General features: G+C 62.2%; 18 protein-coding genes. 5 read left to right on the forward strand and 13 right to left on the reverse strand.

Annotation, left to right across the window (positions count from 1 at the left end):
* Positions 1-367: 367 nt before the first annotated feature.
* Complete coding sequence (locus ACTJK7_RS10840) at positions 368-1,564, reverse strand: class I SAM-dependent rRNA methyltransferase (protein WP_039767907.1); 1,197 nt, start codon at positions 1,562-1,564, stop codon at positions 368-370.
* A gap of 123 nt (positions 1,565-1,687) precedes the next feature.
* On the reverse strand, positions 1,688-2,227 hold the full coding sequence (locus tag ACTJK7_RS10845) for a type 1 glutamine amidotransferase domain-containing protein (protein ID WP_108563480.1): 540 nt from the start codon (positions 2,225-2,227) through the stop codon (positions 1,688-1,690).
* Positions 2,228-2,454: 227 nt separating this feature from the next.
* Here ACTJK7_RS10845 and ACTJK7_RS10850 point away from each other — a divergent pair, with 227 nt between their 5' ends.
* The 3 genes from ACTJK7_RS10850 to ACTJK7_RS10860 all read left to right on the forward strand — a co-directional run bounded on the left by ACTJK7_RS10850 (position 2,455) and on the right by ACTJK7_RS10860 (position 4,501).
* On the forward strand, positions 2,455-3,267 hold the full coding sequence (locus tag ACTJK7_RS10850; RefSeq protein ID WP_166673436.1) for an HDOD domain-containing protein: 813 nt from the start codon (positions 2,455-2,457) through the stop codon (positions 3,265-3,267).
* Positions 3,268-3,295: 28 nt separating this feature from the next.
* On the forward strand, positions 3,296-4,108 hold the full coding sequence (mutM, locus tag ACTJK7_RS10855; RefSeq protein ID WP_007953423.1) for a bifunctional DNA-formamidopyrimidine glycosylase/DNA-(apurinic or apyrimidinic site) lyase: 813 nt from the start codon (positions 3,296-3,298) through the stop codon (positions 4,106-4,108).
* 69 nt (positions 4,109-4,177) lie between these two features.
* Positions 4,178-4,501 (forward strand): hypothetical protein, encoded by a 324-nt coding sequence (locus ACTJK7_RS10860; RefSeq protein WP_011336397.1) that lies wholly within the window; start codon positions 4,178-4,180, stop codon positions 4,499-4,501.
* Between the two features lie 38 nt (positions 4,502-4,539).
* On the opposite strand, the gene ACTJK7_RS10865 is transcribed toward ACTJK7_RS10860, so the two are convergent.
* The 5 genes from ACTJK7_RS10865 to ACTJK7_RS10885 form a co-directional block, all read right to left on the reverse strand.
* A complete protein-coding gene (locus ACTJK7_RS10865) occupies positions 4,540-4,791 on the reverse strand; it encodes a YfhL family 4Fe-4S dicluster ferredoxin (protein ID WP_003195146.1) in 252 nt (83 codons plus the stop codon).
* Between the two features lie 102 nt (positions 4,792-4,893).
* Positions 4,894-5,373 carry a pantetheine-phosphate adenylyltransferase gene (coaD, locus tag ACTJK7_RS10870; RefSeq protein ID WP_003229157.1) on the reverse strand — a complete coding sequence of 160 codons (480 nt, stop codon included), beginning with the start codon at positions 5,371-5,373 and terminating at the stop codon, positions 4,894-4,896.
* A 115-nt stretch (positions 5,374-5,488) separates the two neighbouring features.
* On the reverse strand, positions 5,489-7,084 hold the full coding sequence (locus tag ACTJK7_RS10875; RefSeq protein ID WP_108563479.1) for a GMC family oxidoreductase: 1,596 nt from the start codon (positions 7,082-7,084) through the stop codon (positions 5,489-5,491).
* Positions 7,085-7,126: 42 nt separating this feature from the next.
* Positions 7,127-7,672, reverse strand: a complete 546-nt coding sequence (locus tag ACTJK7_RS10880) for a twin-arginine translocation pathway signal protein (RefSeq protein ID WP_440779505.1) — start codon at positions 7,670-7,672, stop codon at positions 7,127-7,129.
* A 24-nt stretch (positions 7,673-7,696) separates the two neighbouring features.
* Entirely contained in the window at positions 7,697-9,127 is a 1,431-nt protein-coding gene (locus tag ACTJK7_RS10885; RefSeq protein WP_440779507.1) for a coniferyl aldehyde dehydrogenase, read from the reverse strand.
* Between the two features lie 146 nt (positions 9,128-9,273).
* On the opposite strand from ACTJK7_RS10885, the gene ACTJK7_RS10890 reads away from it, so the two are divergent.
* Both ACTJK7_RS10890 and ACTJK7_RS10895 read left to right on the forward strand, forming a co-directional pair.
* Positions 9,274-9,945, forward strand: coding sequence for a TetR/AcrR family transcriptional regulator (locus ACTJK7_RS10890; protein WP_011336393.1), 672 nt, complete (start codon positions 9,274-9,276; stop codon positions 9,943-9,945).
* Positions 9,946-9,973: 28 nt separating this feature from the next.
* Positions 9,974-10,828 carry a sulfurtransferase gene (locus ACTJK7_RS10895; RefSeq protein ID WP_440779509.1) on the forward strand — a complete coding sequence of 285 codons (855 nt, stop codon included), beginning with the start codon at positions 9,974-9,976 and terminating at the stop codon, positions 10,826-10,828.
* A 4-nt stretch (positions 10,829-10,832) separates the two neighbouring features.
* On the opposite strand, the gene ACTJK7_RS10900 is transcribed toward ACTJK7_RS10895, so the two are convergent.
* From ACTJK7_RS10900 to ACTJK7_RS10925, 6 genes are all read right to left on the reverse strand, one after another.
* Positions 10,833-11,663 (reverse strand): AraC family ligand binding domain-containing protein, encoded by an 831-nt coding sequence (locus ACTJK7_RS10900; RefSeq protein WP_440779510.1) that lies wholly within the window; start codon positions 11,661-11,663, stop codon positions 10,833-10,835.
* 3 nt (positions 11,664-11,666) lie between these two features.
* Positions 11,667-12,665 carry a hydrolase gene (locus tag ACTJK7_RS10905; protein WP_323150997.1) on the reverse strand — a complete coding sequence of 333 codons (999 nt, stop codon included), beginning with the start codon at positions 12,663-12,665 and terminating at the stop codon, positions 11,667-11,669.
* A 63-nt stretch (positions 12,666-12,728) separates the two neighbouring features.
* A complete protein-coding gene (gene rsmD / locus ACTJK7_RS10910; RefSeq protein WP_064380079.1) occupies positions 12,729-13,337 on the reverse strand; it encodes a 16S rRNA (guanine(966)-N(2))-methyltransferase RsmD in 609 nt (202 codons plus the stop codon).
* The gene (locus tag ACTJK7_RS10915; protein ID WP_323150998.1) at positions 13,337-14,824 is read right to left on the reverse strand and encodes a M16 family metallopeptidase; all 1,488 of its coding nucleotides are present in this window, start codon (positions 14,822-14,824) and stop codon (positions 13,337-13,339) included. Before ACTJK7_RS10915 ends, rsmD begins: the two co-directional genes overlap by 1 nt.
* Positions 14,817-16,172, reverse strand: coding sequence for a M16 family metallopeptidase (locus tag ACTJK7_RS10920; protein WP_064380081.1), 1,356 nt, complete (start codon positions 16,170-16,172; stop codon positions 14,817-14,819). The genes ACTJK7_RS10915 and ACTJK7_RS10920 overlap by 8 nt, the downstream gene beginning before the upstream one ends.
* A gap of 6 nt (positions 16,173-16,178) precedes the next feature.
* A complete protein-coding gene (locus tag ACTJK7_RS10925) occupies positions 16,179-16,370 on the reverse strand; it encodes a hypothetical protein (RefSeq protein ID WP_064380084.1) in 192 nt (63 codons plus the stop codon).
* Positions 16,371-16,511: the final 141 nt, after the last annotated feature.

Consider the following 16,511-nt stretch of genomic DNA (forward strand, 5'->3'; position numbering starts at 1 on the left):
CGGGCTTTAGGTGCGACCAGAAAAGCCAGGTTTGCGAGGGTGCGGGATTCCAGAGTAATTGCTTTCATGATTGAACTCCTTGTTCATTGTTGCTTCGTGGTTAGTGGGTGTCACCTCCGTGGTGACGACTTAATAATAGTTTGTAATGGATTAATCGCAAGCAAATATTAAGTAGGAATTGTCCAGTAATTTTGTCGGAGTGATCTATGGCTGGAAGTGAGTGTGTAAGTTAAATTCCAATAAATAAAACATGTAAGGAAATATCCTGCACATCGGCAGGACGATAAATGTAGGAAAACAAAGTTCAAGACAAAAAGAAGGGGAGCCCGTGGGCTCCCCTTTCGATAGCTTCAACGCCGTGCGTCTGTCAGCTGTTGGGCAGCAGGCGGCAGGTGATGCTCTTGATGTAGCGGGTTTCCGGGATGGCCGGGTGTACCGGGTGATCCGGGCCTTGGCCACCACGCTCCAGCAGCTGGATGTTGCGGTCCAGGTGACGGGCGCTGGTCAACAGGATGTTCTGCAGGTCATCTTCCGGCAGGTGCATCGAGCACGAAGCGCTGAACAGGATGCCGTCCTTGTTGAGCAGGCGCATGGCTTGCTCGTTCAGGCGACGGTACGCACCTTCACCGTTTTTCAGGTCTTTCTTGCGCTTGATGAACGCAGGCGGGTCGGCAACGATCACGTCGAAGCGCTCTTCGCTGGCCTTGAGTTCCTTCAGGGCTTCGAAGACGTCGCCTTCGATGCAGGTCATCTTGTCGGCGAAACCGTTCAGTGCGGCATTGCGCTCAACGCCGTCGAGGGCAAAGCCCGAGGCGTCGACGCAGAACACTTCGCTGGCGCCGAATGCGGCGGCTTGTACGCCCCAGCCACCGATGTAGCTGTACAGGTCCAGCACGCGTTTGCCTTTGGCGTAAGGGGCCAGGCGGGCGCGGTTCATGCGGTGGTCGTAGAACCAGCCGGTTTTCTGACCTTGAACCACCGGCGCTTCGAATTTCACGCCGTTCTCTTCCAGCGCCACCCACTCCGGCACCACGCCGAACACGGTTTCGGTGTAGCGCTCGAGGCCTTCGGCATCGCGGGCGGCGGAGTCGTTCTTGAACAGGATGCCGCTTGGCTTGAGCACTTGGGTCAGCGCCGCGATCACGTCATCTTTATGGGCTTCCATGGTTGCCGAGGCGAGCTGCACCACGAGGATGTCGCCGAAACGATCGACCACCAGGCCTGGCAGCAGGTCGGAATCACCGTAGACCAGACGATAGAACGGCTTGTCGAACAGGCGCTCGCGCAGTGACAGGGCCACGTTGAGCCGATGGACCAGCAGCGACTTGTCCAACGGCAGCTTGATGTCGCGCGACAGCAGGCGGGCGCAGATCAGGTTGTTCGGACTCATGGCGACGATGCCCAGCGGCTTGCCGCCGGCGGCTTCGAGAATCGCCTGGTCGCCGGCCTTGAAGCCGTGCAACGGGGTCGCGGCCACGTCGATTTCGTTGCTGTAGATCCACAGGTGACCGGCGCGCAGGCGACGGTCGGCGTTGGCTTTGAGGCGCAAGCTAGGCAGGGACATGACGTCGCTCCGGAAAAAAGAGCGGGAGTATACCGTGTTGCGCCTTATGCCGGGTTTGGTGTGCGATGAAACGCGGCAGACCCCGTCACGAGCAGGCCCGCCCCGCGTCTGTGGGCCTGAGCCCTATGCCGACAGCGCGTCGATCAGCGCATTGCTGAACGCCGGAATGTCGTCCGGTTGGCGGCTGCTGATCAGGTGGCCGTCTTTTACTACCTCCTGATCAACCCAGTTCGCCCCCGCATTCACCAGATCGTCCTTGACGGTCTTGTAGCTGGTCATGGTCTTGCCATTGACCAGTCCTGCCGAAATCAGCAGCCAGCTGCCATGGCAGATCACTGCGATCGGTTTGCCGGCGGAGGCACCGGTCTTGACCAGGTGCTGGGCGTCCTGGTCGATGCGGATGGTGTCAGAGTTCTGCACACCGCCCGGGAGCACCACGGCATCGTATTGATCGATGCTTGCGCTCTGGAAGGTCTGGTCGACCTTGAAGTCGTCCGCCGGTTTATCGTGGTTCCAGCCTTTGACGCTGCCAGCTTCGGCAGAGAGGATGTCAACCTGCGCTCCTGCCTGCTCAAGTGCCTGCTTGGGGCCGGTCAGTTCGACCTGCTCGAAACCATCGGTTACCAGAAAAGCGACGCGCTTGCCGCTGAGAGAAGTCGCCATCGTTAAGCTCCTGAGTCTGTTGGGAATACTGCCCGAGACAGACGTGAATCTGTTCCGGGCACTACAGATTCCGAAGGCTGGTGGAAAGTGAAAGTTCCTGCGAATTGCCCACTGGTGTGTCGTGCGTCGGTTTTTAGAGGTTAGAATCGCCGCCTGTCCCAGAGTGTGTACTTATGTCCCAAGAGCTGACCACCGAACAGATTCAACAGTCCCTGCAGGGCATCAGTGTGCCCGCGCAGCCGCAGATCATGGTGGATCTGCAAATGGAGCAGTACATGCCCGACCCCGACCTGGAGACGATCGCCAAGCTGATCTCCCAGGATCCCGGCCTGTCCGGCTCGCTGCTGAAAATCGTCAATTCGCCCTATTACGGCCTGAGCAACAAGATCACCTCGATCAAACGCGCGGTGAATCTGTTGGGCAGTCGCTCGATCATCAATCTGATCAACGCGATGTCGATCAAGGGCGAAATGAACGATGACACCATCGTCACCCTCAACCGTTTCTGGGACACCGCCCAGGACGTGGCCATGACCTGCCTGACCCTGGCCAAGCGCGTTGGCACCGAGGCGAGCGACGAGGCTTATGCCTTGGGCCTGTTCCACGACTGCGGCGTGCCGCTGATGCTTCAGCGTTTCCCCGACTACATGACCACGTTGGAGACGGCCTATGCCAATGCGAGTGCCGAGCGCCGGGTCGTGGACACCGAGAACGATGTCTACAACACCAACCATTCTGTGGTGGGTTACTACACCGCGAAGTCCTGGCGCCTGCCGGAGCATGTCAGCGCGGCCATCGCCAACCATCACAATGCCCTGGCGATCTTCAGCGACGAGACCTCGCGCAACAGTCAGATGAAAAACCTGCTGGCGATCCTGAAAATGGCCGAGCACATCTGCGCGTCCTACCGGGTACTGGGCAACCAGACCGAAGACTTCGAATGGCAGGCCGTCGGGCCGCTGGTGCTCGAATACATCGGCCTCTCGGATTACGACTTCGAAACGTTGAAGCAGACGATCCGCGAACTTGGCGCGCACTGATTCAAGAAGCTGATGATTCGAGGAACTGATGCCTGAACTGCCGGAAGTCGAAACCACCCGCCGCGGTATTGCTCCGCACCTGGAAGGCCAACGGGTCAGCCGGGTAATCGTGCGTGACCGGCGCTTACGCTGGCCGATTCCCGAAGACCTCGATGTGCGCCTGTCCGGGCAGCGCATCGTGCTGGTCGAGCGGCGCGCCAAGTATCTGCTGATCAACGCCGAAGTCGGCACGTTGATCAGCCACTTGGGCATGTCGGGCAACCTGCGGCTGGTTGAGGTCGGGATGCCGGCGGCCAAGCATGAGCATGTCGATATCGAGCTGGAGTCGGGCCTGGCCCTGCGCTACACCGATCCACGGCGCTTCGGGGCGATGCTCTGGAGCACCGACCCGCTCAATCACGAGTTGCTGATCCGCCTGGGTCCGGAGCCGTTGACCGATCTGTTCGATGGTGAGCGGTTGTATCAGCTATCACGCGGGCGCTCGATGGCGGTCAAGCCGTTCATCATGGACAACGCGGTGGTGGTGGGGGTCGGCAACATCTACGCGACCGAGGCGCTGTTCGCCGCCGGAATCGATCCGCGGCGAGAGGCCAAGGGCATTTCCCGGGCGCGGTATCTGAAGCTGGCGATCGAGATCAAACGCATCCTCGCGGCGGCCATTGAGCGCGGCGGCACCACGTTGCGTGATTTCATCGGTGGCGACGGGCAGCCGGGGTATTTCCAGCAGGAACTGTTTGTCTACGGTCGCGGCGGCGAGCACTGCAAGGTCTGCGGCACGGGCCTGCGGGAAATGAAGCTCGGCCAGCGCGCCAGCGTCTGGTGCCCGCGCTGCCAAAGCTGAACAAAGCGTCCGAAAAAGTCCTACGGTCTATAGTGAGTTGTCTCACTGTTCAGCCCGAAGGATCGTGCCATGAAGTCCTTGCAAACCCTCATCGTTGCCCTGCTGCTGTGCTTGAGCCTGACCGTTCAGGCCACGGAAGGCGGCAGCGGTGACCCTCGTTACGCCATCCAGAATCCACCGGCCTACGCCATGCTCGGCGATCTGCTGATTGCCCGACCATTGCTGGTGGTGGCAACGGTGATCGGTGCCGGGGCGTTCGTCGTGTCGTTGCCGTTCACCGCGCTGGGTGGCGGGATTGGCGATGCCGGGGAGGCGTTGGTAGTGGCGCCGGCGAAAGCGGCGTTCGTGCGTTGCCTGGGCTGCACCGGAGAGGGATTCGAGCAGCGTGAATGACACGATCGCAGCCGGGAGCTGCGATCGGATTCAGTGGCTCAAGCCTTGCCGGTGATCTTGCGGTACTTCTCCATCAACTGTTCTTCAGTCTCCGGATGGGCTTCGTCCAGTGGAATGCAATCCACCGGACAGACCTGCTGGCACTGCGGCTCGTCGTAGTGGCCGACGCATTGGGTGCACAGGTTCGGGTCGATCACGTAGATCTCTTCGCCTTGGGAGATGGCGGCGTTCGGGCACTCGGGTTCGCAGACGTCGCAGTTGATGCAATCGTCGGTGATGATCAGGGACATGCTAACTCCAGCCGGGGCGGGGAGCCCGGGCGCTATGAATCAATGCGCGCAATTGTGCCGCATTGGCGCCCGTAGTGCACGCGGGCGCCGTTTGAACGGTCGTTACTTCTTGAAGCGCAGGGTCAGGGCGTCGGCCACCGCCGGGTGGACGAACTTGCTGATGTCGCCGCCCAGGGCCGCGATTTCCCGCACCAGGGTCGAGGAAATGAACGAATAACGCTCGGACGGGGTGAGAAACAGGCTCTCCACATCCGGCGCCAACTGGCGGTTCATGTTGGCCAGCTGGAATTCGTACTCGAAGTCCGACACCGCGCGCAGGCCACGCAGGAACACGTTGGCGTTCTGCTCTTTGGCGAAATGCGCCAGCAGCGTCGAGAAGCCGACCACTTCCACGTTCGGCAGGTGTTTGGTGACCTCGCGGGCCAGCTCGACCCGTTGTTCCAGCGGGAACAGCGGATTCTTCTTGGGGCTGGCGGCGACGGCGATGATCACATGGTCGAACAGGCGCGAGGCGCGTTCGACCAGATCGCCATGGCCCTTGGTAATAGGGTCGAAGGTACCTGGGTACAACACTCGGTTCATCGCGTCGTCCTGGCGGGAATCCGTTGGGGAGTCGGATGGTATCGCAGCCGTCCCGGTGGGGAAAGTCGCCTGTTGGGTAAGAAAGCACTATAGACGATCGGAAATTTCGTCTTTTTCACGGGTTTCTCAACCGTTCGCCGAGGGATGTCGCCAGTTGCGCCGTCAGACCATACACCGACAACTGCGGGTTGGCGCCGATGCTGGTGGGGAACAGCGAGCCGTCATGAATCGACAGATTGCGCAGTTGATGATGGCGGCCGAGGCTGTCGGTGACGGCGGTTTTCGGGTCCTCGCCCATGGCGCAACCGCCCATGACGTGGGCGCTGCCCAGACGCGTGCGATACAACTCCAGACTCAGGCTGTCGATCAACGAGCGGGCCTCGGCCAGGCTGTTCACGTAGCGCGCATCGGCGTGCATCGGCATCACCGCTTTGGCGCCACCGGCGAACTGGATCTCGGCCATGCTGTGGAATGAGCGGCGCAGACCCTCCCAAGTGTAAGGCGACACCTGATAGTCGAGCACCGGCGAGCCGTCACCGCGCAGCTCGACACTGCCGCCCTGACTGTCCGGGTGAAAACCGTCGCGCAGCAGGGCCAGCATCGCGTGGGTGTGCGGCAGGTCCGCCATGTGTTGCGCGCTTTCCTGACCGAAACCGCCGAGCAATGTGGCAGCGAGCGCCGGGTGCAGCGGCGGCACTTCAAGTTTGTAGGCCATCGGGCCGGTGGTGCCGTCCCTCCACTGGAAATGGTCCGAGTAGATCGACTGCGGCGCGCCGTAGAACGGGTTGATGACCTCGTCGAAACGCCCGGCGGACATGTTCACCAGATGCAGGAAGGTGCGCTTGCCCAGCCGTTTGTGCGGATCCGGTGCATCCGAACGCATCAGCAGGGCAGGGCTGTTGATCCCGCCGCCGGCCAGCACGTAATGCCGCGCCTTGACGGTGATCGTGCGTCCAGTCGGCTCGACGCAACGTTCGTCCATCGCCACGCATTGCAGGCCGGTGACCTTGTCGCCGCGGATCAACAGTTTTTCGGCGCGGGCCAGATAAAGCAATTCTCCGCCCTTTTCCAGGGTTGCCGGAATGGTCGTGACCATCATCGATTGCTTGGCGTTGGTCGGACAGCCCATGCCGCAGTAGCCCAGATTCCAGCAGCCGCGCACGTTGCGCGGGATCACGTGCCAGCTGTAGCCGAGCTGTTCGCAGCCTTTGCGGATCACGTCGTTGTTGGCGTTGGGCGGCACCATCCACGGAGCGACGCCGAGACGCTGCTCCATTTTTTCGAACCACGGCGCCATGTCGGCGGGGCTGTGGCCTTTGACGTTGTGTTCCTTGGCCCAGTGTTCCAGGGTCGGCTCGGGGGTGCGAAAACTCGATGTCCAGTTGATCAGCGTGGTGCCGCCGACCGCACGCCCCTGAAGGATGGTGATCGCGCCGTCCTTGCTCATGCGGCCGATGCCTTCCTGATAGAGGCTGCTGTAGGCCTGGTCTTCCAGCAGTTTGAAATCGCTGCTGGTCTTGAGCGGGCCTTCTTCGATCAGTAGCACTTTGTATCCGGCGGCGCTGAGGATTTCCGCCGTGGTGCCGCCGCCGGCACCGCTGCCGATGATGGCCACGTCGGTTTCCAGGGTCAGGTCATCGTTCAGTTGTGCGCCGTTGTAGGTTTTCCAGCCACGGGCAAGGCCTTCGCGAAACGGGTCGGGTACGGGCATCGATCAGGTTCTCTTATTATTGTTTTGCGTGGGTCGCCAGGCTCAAACGGCGGGCGGGCCGGGGTAACCGCAATGGGCCCAGGATCCGTCGCGGGTGTACCAGGCCATCATCACCATTTGCAGCAATGAGCTGTGGCCCATGCGCAGCAGGTTCAGCGAGCTGTTTTCCCAACGTTCGAGGAAGTGGCGGATCGCTTCGGGGCTGGCGTTTTCCCAACTGCCCCAGATCCCGGTCAATGGTCCGCGCGTCACTGCCATGCCCAGCACATCGAACAGTTGCCGGGTGAGCTTGAGCATTTCCGGCGACAGGTGATCGAGGCTGTAATCCAGCGACTTCAGGGTGCCATCGACAGCGGCGGGCAGCTTTTCCACAGCAACGGCGCCATCCAGCATCACTGGAATCAGTGCGCGCAGAAACAGCAGATCGCCGCTGCGCAACGTGGCGAACCCGTTGGCTGAAACGCTCGAAGAACAGCCGCTGAGGCTGGCACCAAGGCCGGCGGTGGCGAGGAAAGCCGTGGCGCCGAGGCTGAATTTCAGCAGCCCACGGCGCGACAGGGCAGGTGTTTCGGTCAGGCTTAGGTGCATTGTTGTTATTACCCGGCGGTGACGTTAGCGAATGAACAGTTTCTGGATCAGTTTCTGAATGGATTTGCCGTAGGGCGGGTAGATCAGCTTCGCCGCGTTGAAGCGCTGTTTGACCAGCACGCCCTTGGCCTTGCTGAACGTCAGGAAACCTTCGTGCCCGTGGTAATGGCCCATGCCCGACGGGCCGATGCCGCCGAACGGCATGTCGTCCTGCGCCACATGCAGCAGCGTGTCGTTGAGGCAGACGCCACCGGAATGGGTTTCGCTGAGCACGCGTTTCTGTTCGCGTTTGTCGTAGCCGAAGTAGTAAAGAGCCAGAGGACGTGGCCGCTGATTGATGTAAGCAAATGCCTGATCCAGATCCTGATACGGCACGATCGGCAGCAGCGGGCCGAAGATCTCATCCTGCATCACCGTCATCTCGTCGCTGACATTCAGCAGCAAGCTGTGGGGCATGCGCCGGCCCTGGCCCTGGTCGAACAGCGGAATCAGCAGCGCGCCCTTGCTGGTGGCGTCGCTGAGGTAGCTGTTGAGCCGCGCCAATTGGCGCTCGTTGATGATGGCGGTGTAGTCCGGGTTGTCGGCAAGCGTCGGATAAAACCCGCGCACGGCCTGGCGATAGGCTTCGACGAATCCGCCGACGCGCTCTTCCGGCACCAGCACATAGTCAGGGGCAACGCAGGTCTGGCCGGCGTTGAGGGTCTTGCCGAAGGCGATGCGTTCGGCGGCGTCCTTGAGCGGAACGTCGCGGGAGACGATGGCCGGGGACTTGCCGCCCAGCTCCAGGGTCACCGGCGTCAGGTTCTCTGCCGCTGCCCGCATCACGTGCTTGCCGACGCTGGTAGAACCGGTGAACAGCAGGTGGTCGAAGCGCATTTTCGAAAATGCCACGCCGACATCAGCCTCGCCGAGCACCACGCACACCAGATCCTCGGGGAAGATCCGCGCCAGCAGTTCCTTGAGCAACAGGCCGGTGGCCGGGGTCGATTCGCTGAGTTTCAGCATCACCCGGTTGCCGGCCGCGAGGGCGCCGGTCAGCGGGCCGACGGCGAGAAACAGCGGGTAGTTCCACGGCACGATGACGCCGACCACTCCGAGGGGCTGATACACGACTTTCGCCGACGCCGGCTGGAAAGCCACACCCACTTTGCGTCGCGAAGGTTTCATCCACTGGCTGATGTGCTGGCTGGCGTAGTGAATGCCGTGCAGGCTCGGCATCAGTTCGGCGAGCAGGGTTTCATCGGCGCTGCGGTGGCTGAAGTCGGAGCTGATGGCGTCGATCAGGGCCTGCCGTTCGCTGCTCAGCAAATCGCGCAGGGCCTTGAGCCATTGCTGGCGCTGGGTTGCAGGCGGCATCGGGTTGGCGGCGTAGGCGGCGCGCTGCGCGTTGAACAGCCGGCTGAGCTCTTCCAGCGGCTGTTGCAGCGTTTGCAGGTAGGCAATATCGGCAGTCATTGTCAGCTCCGTAGGTATTGTTATGACGAGCTTTTTAGAGTCAATGCTCTAGAAAGTCAAATGGCTTCCTTGCGCATCCTGGTTTTATCCCGTTCCGGTTAGGTCGTAAGATGCCCCCCAACGCACTCTGAATTAAAGCTCAAGCCATGGCCCCACGGATCAAAACCAGCGAGCGCATCGTGCAGAACAGCCTCGAGCTGTTCAATCAGCAGGGCGAGCGCAGCATCAGCACCAATCACATCGCCGCCCACATGGAGATTTCTCCGGGCAATCTGTACTACCACTTCCCCAACAAGCAGGCGATCATCGCCGTGCTGTTCAGTGAGTACGAAAGCCTGGTGGACAGCTTCCTGCGTCCGCCCCAGGGCCGTGCCGCGACGGTCGAAGACAAGCGCTTCTATCTCAAGGAGCTGCTGTCGGCGATGTGGCGCTACCGCTTTCTGCACCGCGATCTCGAACACTTGCTCGACAGCGATCCGGATCTGGCCGCGCGTTATCGCCGCTTCTCCCAGCGCTGCGTAATCCAGGGCGCAGCGATCTACGAAGGCTTTGTCGCTGCCGGGATCCTGAAGATGGACCGAGTGCAGATCGAATCCCTGACCCTCAACGCGTGGATCATCCTCACCTCGTGGGTGCGCTTCCTGTGCACGACCCGGGAGAACTCCAATTACCTCAGTGAACAGGCCATCAAGCGTGGCGTGTATCAGGTGCTGGTGCTGGAAGCGGGGTTTGTCACCGAGCAGGCCCGCGATGAGGTCAACGCCTTGTTCGAAGAGTTCTACGTGCCGCTGGCCCAGGCCCTCGAAGAAAGACCGTAATTCCATTTCCTCACTGGAGTCGTTCGCTATGCCGATTGCGCAACTGATCAGCCCGACCGCACTGGATGCCCGCAAGGCGCAACCGGGGCTGGTGATTCTCGACTGCCGTTTTGCCCTCGAAGACCCGGATTACGGCCAGCGCAGCTACGCCGAGGGGCACATTGCCGGGGCACATTTCGCTGATCTTGAACGCGACCTCAGCGGCCCGGTCATCAAGGGCGTGACCGGCCGCCATCCGCTGCCGGAGCCGGCGGCGCTGATCGAACGCCTGCAAGCATTCGGCATCAACAATGACAGTGACGTGGTTTTGTATGACGACGGCCCGGGCGCCTATGCGGCGCGGGCCTGGTGGTTGCTGGCGTGGCTGGGCAAGCGCGACGGCGTGTTCATTCTCGATGGCGGGCTCAAGGCCTGGCATGCGGCGGGGCTGCCGTTGAGTCTTGATCCACCATCAGCGGGCCGGGGCAGCTTCAGCGGCCAGCCGGACATGAGCCTGCTGCTCAGCGCCCAGCAATTGCAACAGCGCCTCGGCCAGCCGGCCCTGACCCTGCTCGACGCCCGCGCGCTGCCGCGTTTCAAAGGCGAAGTGGAGCCGATCGACACGATCGCCGGGCACATTCCCGGCGCGCAATGCGCGGCGTTTACCGACAACCTGGGCAGCGACGGGCGTTTCCTGCCGGCCGATCAGCTCAAACAGCGTTTCGCCGCGAAACTCGGCGAGCGTTCGCCGAGCGATCTGGTGGCTTACTGCGGCTCCGGGGTGACGGCGTGTCACAACCTGTTCGCCCTGTGCCTGGCGGGTTACCCGTTGGGTTCGCTGTATGCCGGATCGTGGAGCGAGTGGATCAACGAGCCGTCGCGCGGTATCGCCACCGGCGAGTAAACGCTCAGCGATCCAGCCGCGCACTGCGATAGGCCGCCGGGCCTACGCCATAAACCTGTTTGAACTGCCGGCTCAGATGGCTCTGGTCGGCAAATCCCAACTGCGTGGCGACTTCCACCGGCAGGCAGCCGCTCTGCAGTAAACCCCGCGCGCAGGCGATCCGCTGCTGCATCAGCCAGCTGTGCGGCGGCATGCCGGTGGCGCGGCGGAAAACCCGGGCGAAGTGGAAGGGCGAGAGGTTCACGGCCGCCGCCAGTTCTTCCAGCGAGGGCGGCGCCGCCAGTTGCGCGTGCAGCAACTCCTTGGCCATCGCCACCGCGCGGTGCTCCTTGCCGGGGTTGCCGCTGATCTGCACCGCTGCGTGACGCTGCAATAGCAGCAGCATCATTTCCCGCCACACCGTTTGCTGTTGCAACGCGGTGGCGGGGCTTTCCAGCAAGCGATGCAACTGACAGAAACCGTTGACCAGATCCGGATCGCGATACAGCGTCGCAGCGAAGGCCGGCATCGGTTCGGTCGGCAGTTCCAGTTCATTCAACAGCGCGACGATTTGCCCGGTGTCGGGATAAAACGCCCGGTACAGCCAGCCGTCCTCGGTGCCCTTGTGGCCGTTATGCACTTCGTCCGGATTGATCAGCACCAGCGTACCGCTGCCCGCCAGGTGTTCGGCGCCGCGATAACGGTAGCGCTGGGCGCCGGCCATGATCATGCCGATCACATAACCGTCGTGGACGTGCGGGGCGAAACGGTGCTCGATGTAGCGCGCCGTCAACAGCTCGACCCCGGCCAGAGGCGCGGCCTGCCAGAAACGGATCGACTCGCCCTGATCGTTCATGACTCACTCGCGCCCCGCGTCGGCCAGCCACTGTGGAATCCGTCGTTCAAGGTAGTAACCCGGCTGGCGGAGCGTGCCGTCGACGAAGCCGACATGCCCGCCCTTGCTCTGCAATTCGAACGCGGTCGAACTCGACAGCTCGCTGGCCGAAGGCAGGCTGTGGGGGAACACGAACGGATCGTCCGCCGCCTGAATGATCAGGGTCGGCGTGCGGATCTCGCCGAGAAAGTAACGGCTCGACGCGCGGCGATAGTAATCCTCGGCATCGGCGAAACCGTGCAGAGGCGCCGTCACCCGGCCATCGAAATCCCAGAAGGTGCGCATGTTTTCCAGCGAGCCGAGGGCAGCCAGTGCAGCGAGACCGTCCTCGCGGCCGTCGTGCTGGAACTGGCGCTGCTTGTTCTTGATGTACGCCACCATCTCGCGCATGAAGTGCGCCTGATAGACCTTCGAGAAACCCTGGCCGATACGGTCGGCACATTGATCCAGGCGAAACGGCACCGACACCGCCACCGCACCGAACACGCCGCTGGCGCTGCCGGTTTCCCCCAGATGCTTGAGCAGCACGTTGCCGCCAAGGGAGTAGCCGACCGCATACAGCGGCGCCAGTGGCCGCTTGGCTTTCAGGTGGCGGAGGGTTTCGGCGAGGTCTTCGCTGGCGCCGGAATGATAGCTGCGCGGCAACAGGTTCGGCTCGCCGGAGCAGCCGCGCCAGTTCAGTGCGACACTGGCCCAGCCTTGCGCGGCGAGCGCTGCCTGGATTCCGGCCACGTAAGGCGAATTGGAAGAACCGGTCAGGCCGTGCAACACCAGCACCAATGGCGCCTCGGCGCTGTGCGGGCCATACCAGTCGAGATCCAGGAAATCGCCGTCGTCCAGCCACAGCCGTTCGCGCTGGCGATCAAGGTGCACGGTTTTACGCCACAGCGGCCCCCACAAGGTTTGCAGGTGCGGATTGCCGAGGCCGAAGGCGGGGATGAACGTTTTTGACGAAGGGGACACGATTGCTCTCGATGCAGCGCAGCGAGCCTCGGCTGAGACTCGCCGCTTTTTCAGGCCGGTCGGTTAACCGGCGATCACTGCCATACGTTGCCACAACGCGTAGTACACCCGCCCGGATTTCTGCTCGCGGTGCAGGCGCCAGTTGCCCGGCAGGCCGAGGGTCGATGGCGCGGTTTCGCTTTCAGTGTAGATCCACGAATCATCGGCCAGCCATTGGCGCTCTTCCAGCAGCGTGCACACCGCTGGCAGCAGGTTCTGGTTGAACGGGGGGTCGAGGAATACCAGGTCGAACGCGGTCGCGGTCTGCGTTTCCAGGTAGCGCAGCGCATCGGCGGTCTGCACCTGGCCGTTGGTGCAGCGCAGGGTGCCGAGGTGTTCTTTCAGGCTGGAGACCGCGACGTGGCTGGCATCCAGCGCCTGGCCCATGGCCGCGCCACGGGACAGCGCTTCGAGAAACAGCGCGCCGCTACCGGCGAACGGGTCGAGTACCTTGGCCCCGGCAACGTACGGCGCAAGCCAGTTGAACAGGGTTTCACGCACCCGGTCCGGCGTCGGACGAAGACCTGGGGCATCAGGGAAGCTCAGCTTTCGGCTGCGCCATTCGCCGCCGATGATGCGCAACTGGTTCACCCCGTTGTGCAGTTTTTGTACAGGTTTCTTTGGACTGGCCATTAATGCTCCGGAACCCCGAGCGGCTGCTCGGCAGGTTTATCAGATGGGGCCGGTAACGGCTTTTGCGGCACGGTCGGGCCAGCGCTGACGATGACCAGTTTATCCGTGCTCAAGTGTTTGTTCAGAACGTCGCGAACCTGCTCGACCGTCAGGCTCTGGGACTGACGCATGAAGTCGTCCAGATAGCTCAGCGGCAGGTTGTAGAAACCCATGGCGCCGAGCTGGCCGACGATATCGGCGTTGCTCGCGGTGGACAGCGGGAAGCTGCCGGCCAGTTCGCGCTTGGCGTCGTCCAGTTCTTTCTGGGTCGGGCCGGTCTTGAGGTAGTCGGCGAGCACGTCCTGCACCAGTTTCAGGGTGCCCTCGCTCATTTCCGCGCGGGTCTGCAGGTTGATCATGAACGGGCCGCGAGCCTGCATCGGGCTGACGGCCGAATACACGCCGTAGGTCAGGCCGCGTTTCTCGCGCACTTCACTCATCAGCCGGGTGCCGAAACCGCCACCGCCGAGGATCTGGTTGCCCATCGACAGCGCGGCGTAGTCCGGGTCGTCGCGGTCGATGCCCAGTTGCGCGATCATCAGGTTGGTCTGCTTCGACGGAAACTCGATGTGGCCGATGCCGGCTTTCGGCTCGGTCGGTTGCTCGACTTTCGCCAGCGCCGGGCCTTTTGGCAGCGCAGCGGACACCTGATTGGCAATCGCCTCGGCTTCGCTGCGGGACAGATCGCCCACCAGCGCAATCACCACGTTGCCGGCTGCATAGGCCTTGGCGTGGAACTCACGCAGTTGCGCCAGCGTGATCTTCGGCACGCTCTGCGCATTGCCGTCGCTGGAATGGGCGTACGGGTGATCGCCGTACAGACGCTTCATCAGCTCCAGGCTGGCGAGTTTGCCAGGGTTCTGTTTCTGGTATTCGAAACCGGCGAGCATCTGGTTCTTGATGCGCGCGAAGGAATCGGCCGGGAAGGTCGGTTTGCCCACCACTTCCGAGAACAGTTTCAGCGCCGGCTCGCGTTTGTCGGCAGCGCTCAGACTGCGCAGCGACGCGATGGCCATGTCTTTATAGGCGCCGTTGCCGAAATCCGCGCCCAGGCCTTCGAAACCTTGAGCGATGGCACCGACATCCTTGCCCGCCACACCTTCGTTGAGCATGGCGTTGGTCAGCAGGGCCAGACCTGGCGCGTTGCCGTCCTGGCTGCTGCCGGCGGCAAAGATCAGGCGCATGTCGAACATCGGCAGTTCGCGAGCCTCGACGAACAGCACCTTGGCGCCTTCGGCGGTGTTCCAGGTCTGCACGTCGAGCTTGCGGCTGGCCGGGGCCTTGCCGTCGAGTTCGGCCAGCGATTGCAGCTTCTGGCTGGACTTGGCGTTATCCAGCGCTTCGCTGGCCTTGGTGTTGTCGCTCGGCACCAGATAGAACGCAGCGGAGCCGATGATGGCCACGGCGATCAGGCCGAGCAGCAGACGTGGGGTTTTGCGCTCACTCATGAGTCGTCTCCAGTGGCAGGACGTGGGCGACGCTGAGACGTTCGCGGGTGAAATACAGCTTGGCGGCATTCTGGATGTCTTGCGGGGTGACGCTTTCCAGGTCGGCCAGTTCGGTGTCCATCAGCTTCCACGACAGACCGACGGTTTCCAGCTGGCCGATGGCGGTGGCCTGGCTGGTGATCGAGTCGCGCTCGAAGACCAGACCGGCGATGACCTGCGCACGCACGCGTTCCAGTTCTTCAGCGGACGGCGCGGTGGTTTTCAGCTGTTCCAGCAGTTTCCACAGACCGGCTTCAGCCTGGGCCATGGTCTTTTTCTTCTGGGTGTTCGGCGTGGCCGACAGGGTGAACAGGCTGTCGCCGCGGGTGTAGGCGTCGTAGCTCGACGAGCCGCCGGACACCAACTCTTCGCCGCGCTCCAGTTGGGTCGGGATGCGACCGCTGTAGCCGCCGTCCAGCAATGCCGAAATCAGGCGCAAGGCGTTGACCGAGCGTTTGTCTTCGGCGGTGGCGATGCTCGGGACGTTGAAACCGAGCATCAGGCTCGGCAGTTGAGTCTGCACGTGCAGGGTGATCTGGCGTTCACCCGGTTCGGCCAGTTCCAGCGGCTTTTTCGCCGGCGGCACGTCGCGTTTCGCGATTGGCCCGAAGTAGCGCTGGGCGAGGGTCTTCACCTCGTCCGGGGTCACGTCACCGACCACCACCAGCGTGGCGTTGTTCGGCACGTACCAGGACTGATACCAGTGACGCAGTTCTTCGACTTTCATCCGCTCAAGGTCAGCCATCCAGCCGATGGTCGGCGTGTGATAGCCGCTGGCCGGGTAGGCCATGGCCTTGTAGCGCTCGTAGGCCTTGGCCATCGGCTTGTCGTCGGTGCGCAGGCGGCGCTCTTCCTTGATGACTTCGATTTCCTTGGCGAACTCGTCGGCCGGCAGGCGCAGGTTGGCCATGCGGTCGGCTTCCAGTTCGAAGGCCACGCCCAGACGGTCGCGGGCCAGCACCTGGTAATAAGCGGTGAAATCGTCGCTGGTGAACGCATTCTCTTCGGCGCCGAGGTCACGCAGGATCAGCGAGGCTTCGCCGGGACCGACTTTCTCGCTGCCCTTGAACATCATGTGCTCGAGGGCGTGGGACAGACCGGTCTGGCCCGGGGTTTCGTAGCTGGAACCAACCTTGTACCAGACCTGCGACACCACCACCGGCGCGCGATGGTCTTCGCGCACGACGACCTTCAGGCCGTTGTCGAGAGTGAATTCATGGGTCGGTTGCGGGTCGGCCGCCAGGGCCGAAAGGGGCAGGCAGACTGTGCTGAGCAGCAGGCCTGCGGCGCGGCGGGCTAGAGCATTCATTCGTTTTTAAACCTGTTGGGCTGCCCGCTTGGTCTTAGCGTCGGCGGGCGAGAGGGTGCTAGGATACTGATCCGTTTTACCGGCGACCACGCCTATCCGGTTTTGAAACTTGATCAGGTTGTATGGGTTTGCGGCAGAAGGCTTTGGTTTATCAGCTAAACTTCGCTTTTTCGCCGATTTTGCCGGCCAGTCCTTCATTAAAACGATTCCTTTGAGGTGCCGTTGGTGCCTCGACAAAATGTTGCGCGTGAACAAGCTGGGTGAAACACAGTCTGTTCTGCATCGAATATTTATTTGCCGGGGCGCCCCTGTGGCGCGTCGCTACCGTGAGATAGCCGT

The sequence above is a fragment of the Pseudomonas sp. 22085 genome (assembly GCF_052045815.1).
Classification (GTDB): Bacteria; Pseudomonadota; Gammaproteobacteria; order Pseudomonadales; family Pseudomonadaceae; genus Aquipseudomonas; species Aquipseudomonas glycinae.

What these genes read in the sequence shown, in the direction of transcription:
- ACTJK7_RS10860 (WP_011336397.1), top strand. Translation starts at nt 4,178, where the DNA reads ATGAAGTCCTTGCAAACCCTCATCGTTGCCCTGCTGCTGTGCTTGAGC.
- ACTJK7_RS10845 (WP_108563480.1), bottom strand. Translation starts at nt 2,227, where the DNA reads ATGGCGACTTCTCTCAGCGGCAAGCGCGTCGCTTTTCTGGTAACCGAT.
- ACTJK7_RS10890 (WP_011336393.1), top strand. Translation starts at nt 9,274, where the DNA reads ATGGCCCCACGGATCAAAACCAGCGAGCGCATCGTGCAGAACAGCCTC.
- mutM (WP_007953423.1), top strand. Translation starts at nt 3,296, where the DNA reads ATGCCTGAACTGCCGGAAGTCGAAACCACCCGCCGCGGTATTGCTCCG.
- ACTJK7_RS10925 (WP_064380084.1), bottom strand. Translation starts at nt 16,370, where the DNA reads ATGAAGGACTGGCCGGCAAAATCGGCGAAAAAGCGAAGTTTAGCTGAT.
- coaD (WP_003229157.1), bottom strand. Translation starts at nt 5,373, where the DNA reads ATGAACCGAGTGTTGTACCCAGGTACCTTCGACCCTATTACCAAGGGC.
- ACTJK7_RS10880 (WP_440779505.1), bottom strand. Translation starts at nt 7,672, where the DNA reads ATGCACCTAAGCCTGACCGAAACACCTGCCCTGTCGCGCCGTGGGCTG.
- ACTJK7_RS10840 (WP_039767907.1), bottom strand. Translation starts at nt 1,564, where the DNA reads ATGTCCCTGCCTAGCTTGCGCCTCAAAGCCAACGCCGACCGTCGCCTG.
- ACTJK7_RS10875 (WP_108563479.1), bottom strand. Translation starts at nt 7,084, where the DNA reads ATGCCCGTACCCGACCCGTTTCGCGAAGGCCTTGCCCGTGGCTGGAAA.
- ACTJK7_RS10865 (WP_003195146.1), bottom strand. Translation starts at nt 4,791, where the DNA reads ATGTCCCTGATCATCACCGACGATTGCATCAACTGCGACGTCTGCGAA.
- ACTJK7_RS10920 (WP_064380081.1), bottom strand. Translation starts at nt 16,172, where the DNA reads ATGAATGCTCTAGCCCGCCGCGCCGCAGGCCTGCTGCTCAGCACAGTC.
- ACTJK7_RS10885 (WP_440779507.1), bottom strand. Translation starts at nt 9,127, where the DNA reads ATGACTGCCGATATTGCCTACCTGCAAACGCTGCAACAGCCGCTGGAA.
- ACTJK7_RS10915 (WP_323150998.1), bottom strand. Translation starts at nt 14,824, where the DNA reads ATGAGTGAGCGCAAAACCCCACGTCTGCTGCTCGGCCTGATCGCCGTG.
- ACTJK7_RS10895 (WP_440779509.1), top strand. Translation starts at nt 9,974, where the DNA reads ATGCCGATTGCGCAACTGATCAGCCCGACCGCACTGGATGCCCGCAAG.
- rsmD (WP_064380079.1), bottom strand. Translation starts at nt 13,337, where the DNA reads ATGGCCAGTCCAAAGAAACCTGTACAAAAACTGCACAACGGGGTGAAC.
- ACTJK7_RS10900 (WP_440779510.1), bottom strand. Translation starts at nt 11,663, where the DNA reads ATGAACGATCAGGGCGAGTCGATCCGTTTCTGGCAGGCCGCGCCTCTG.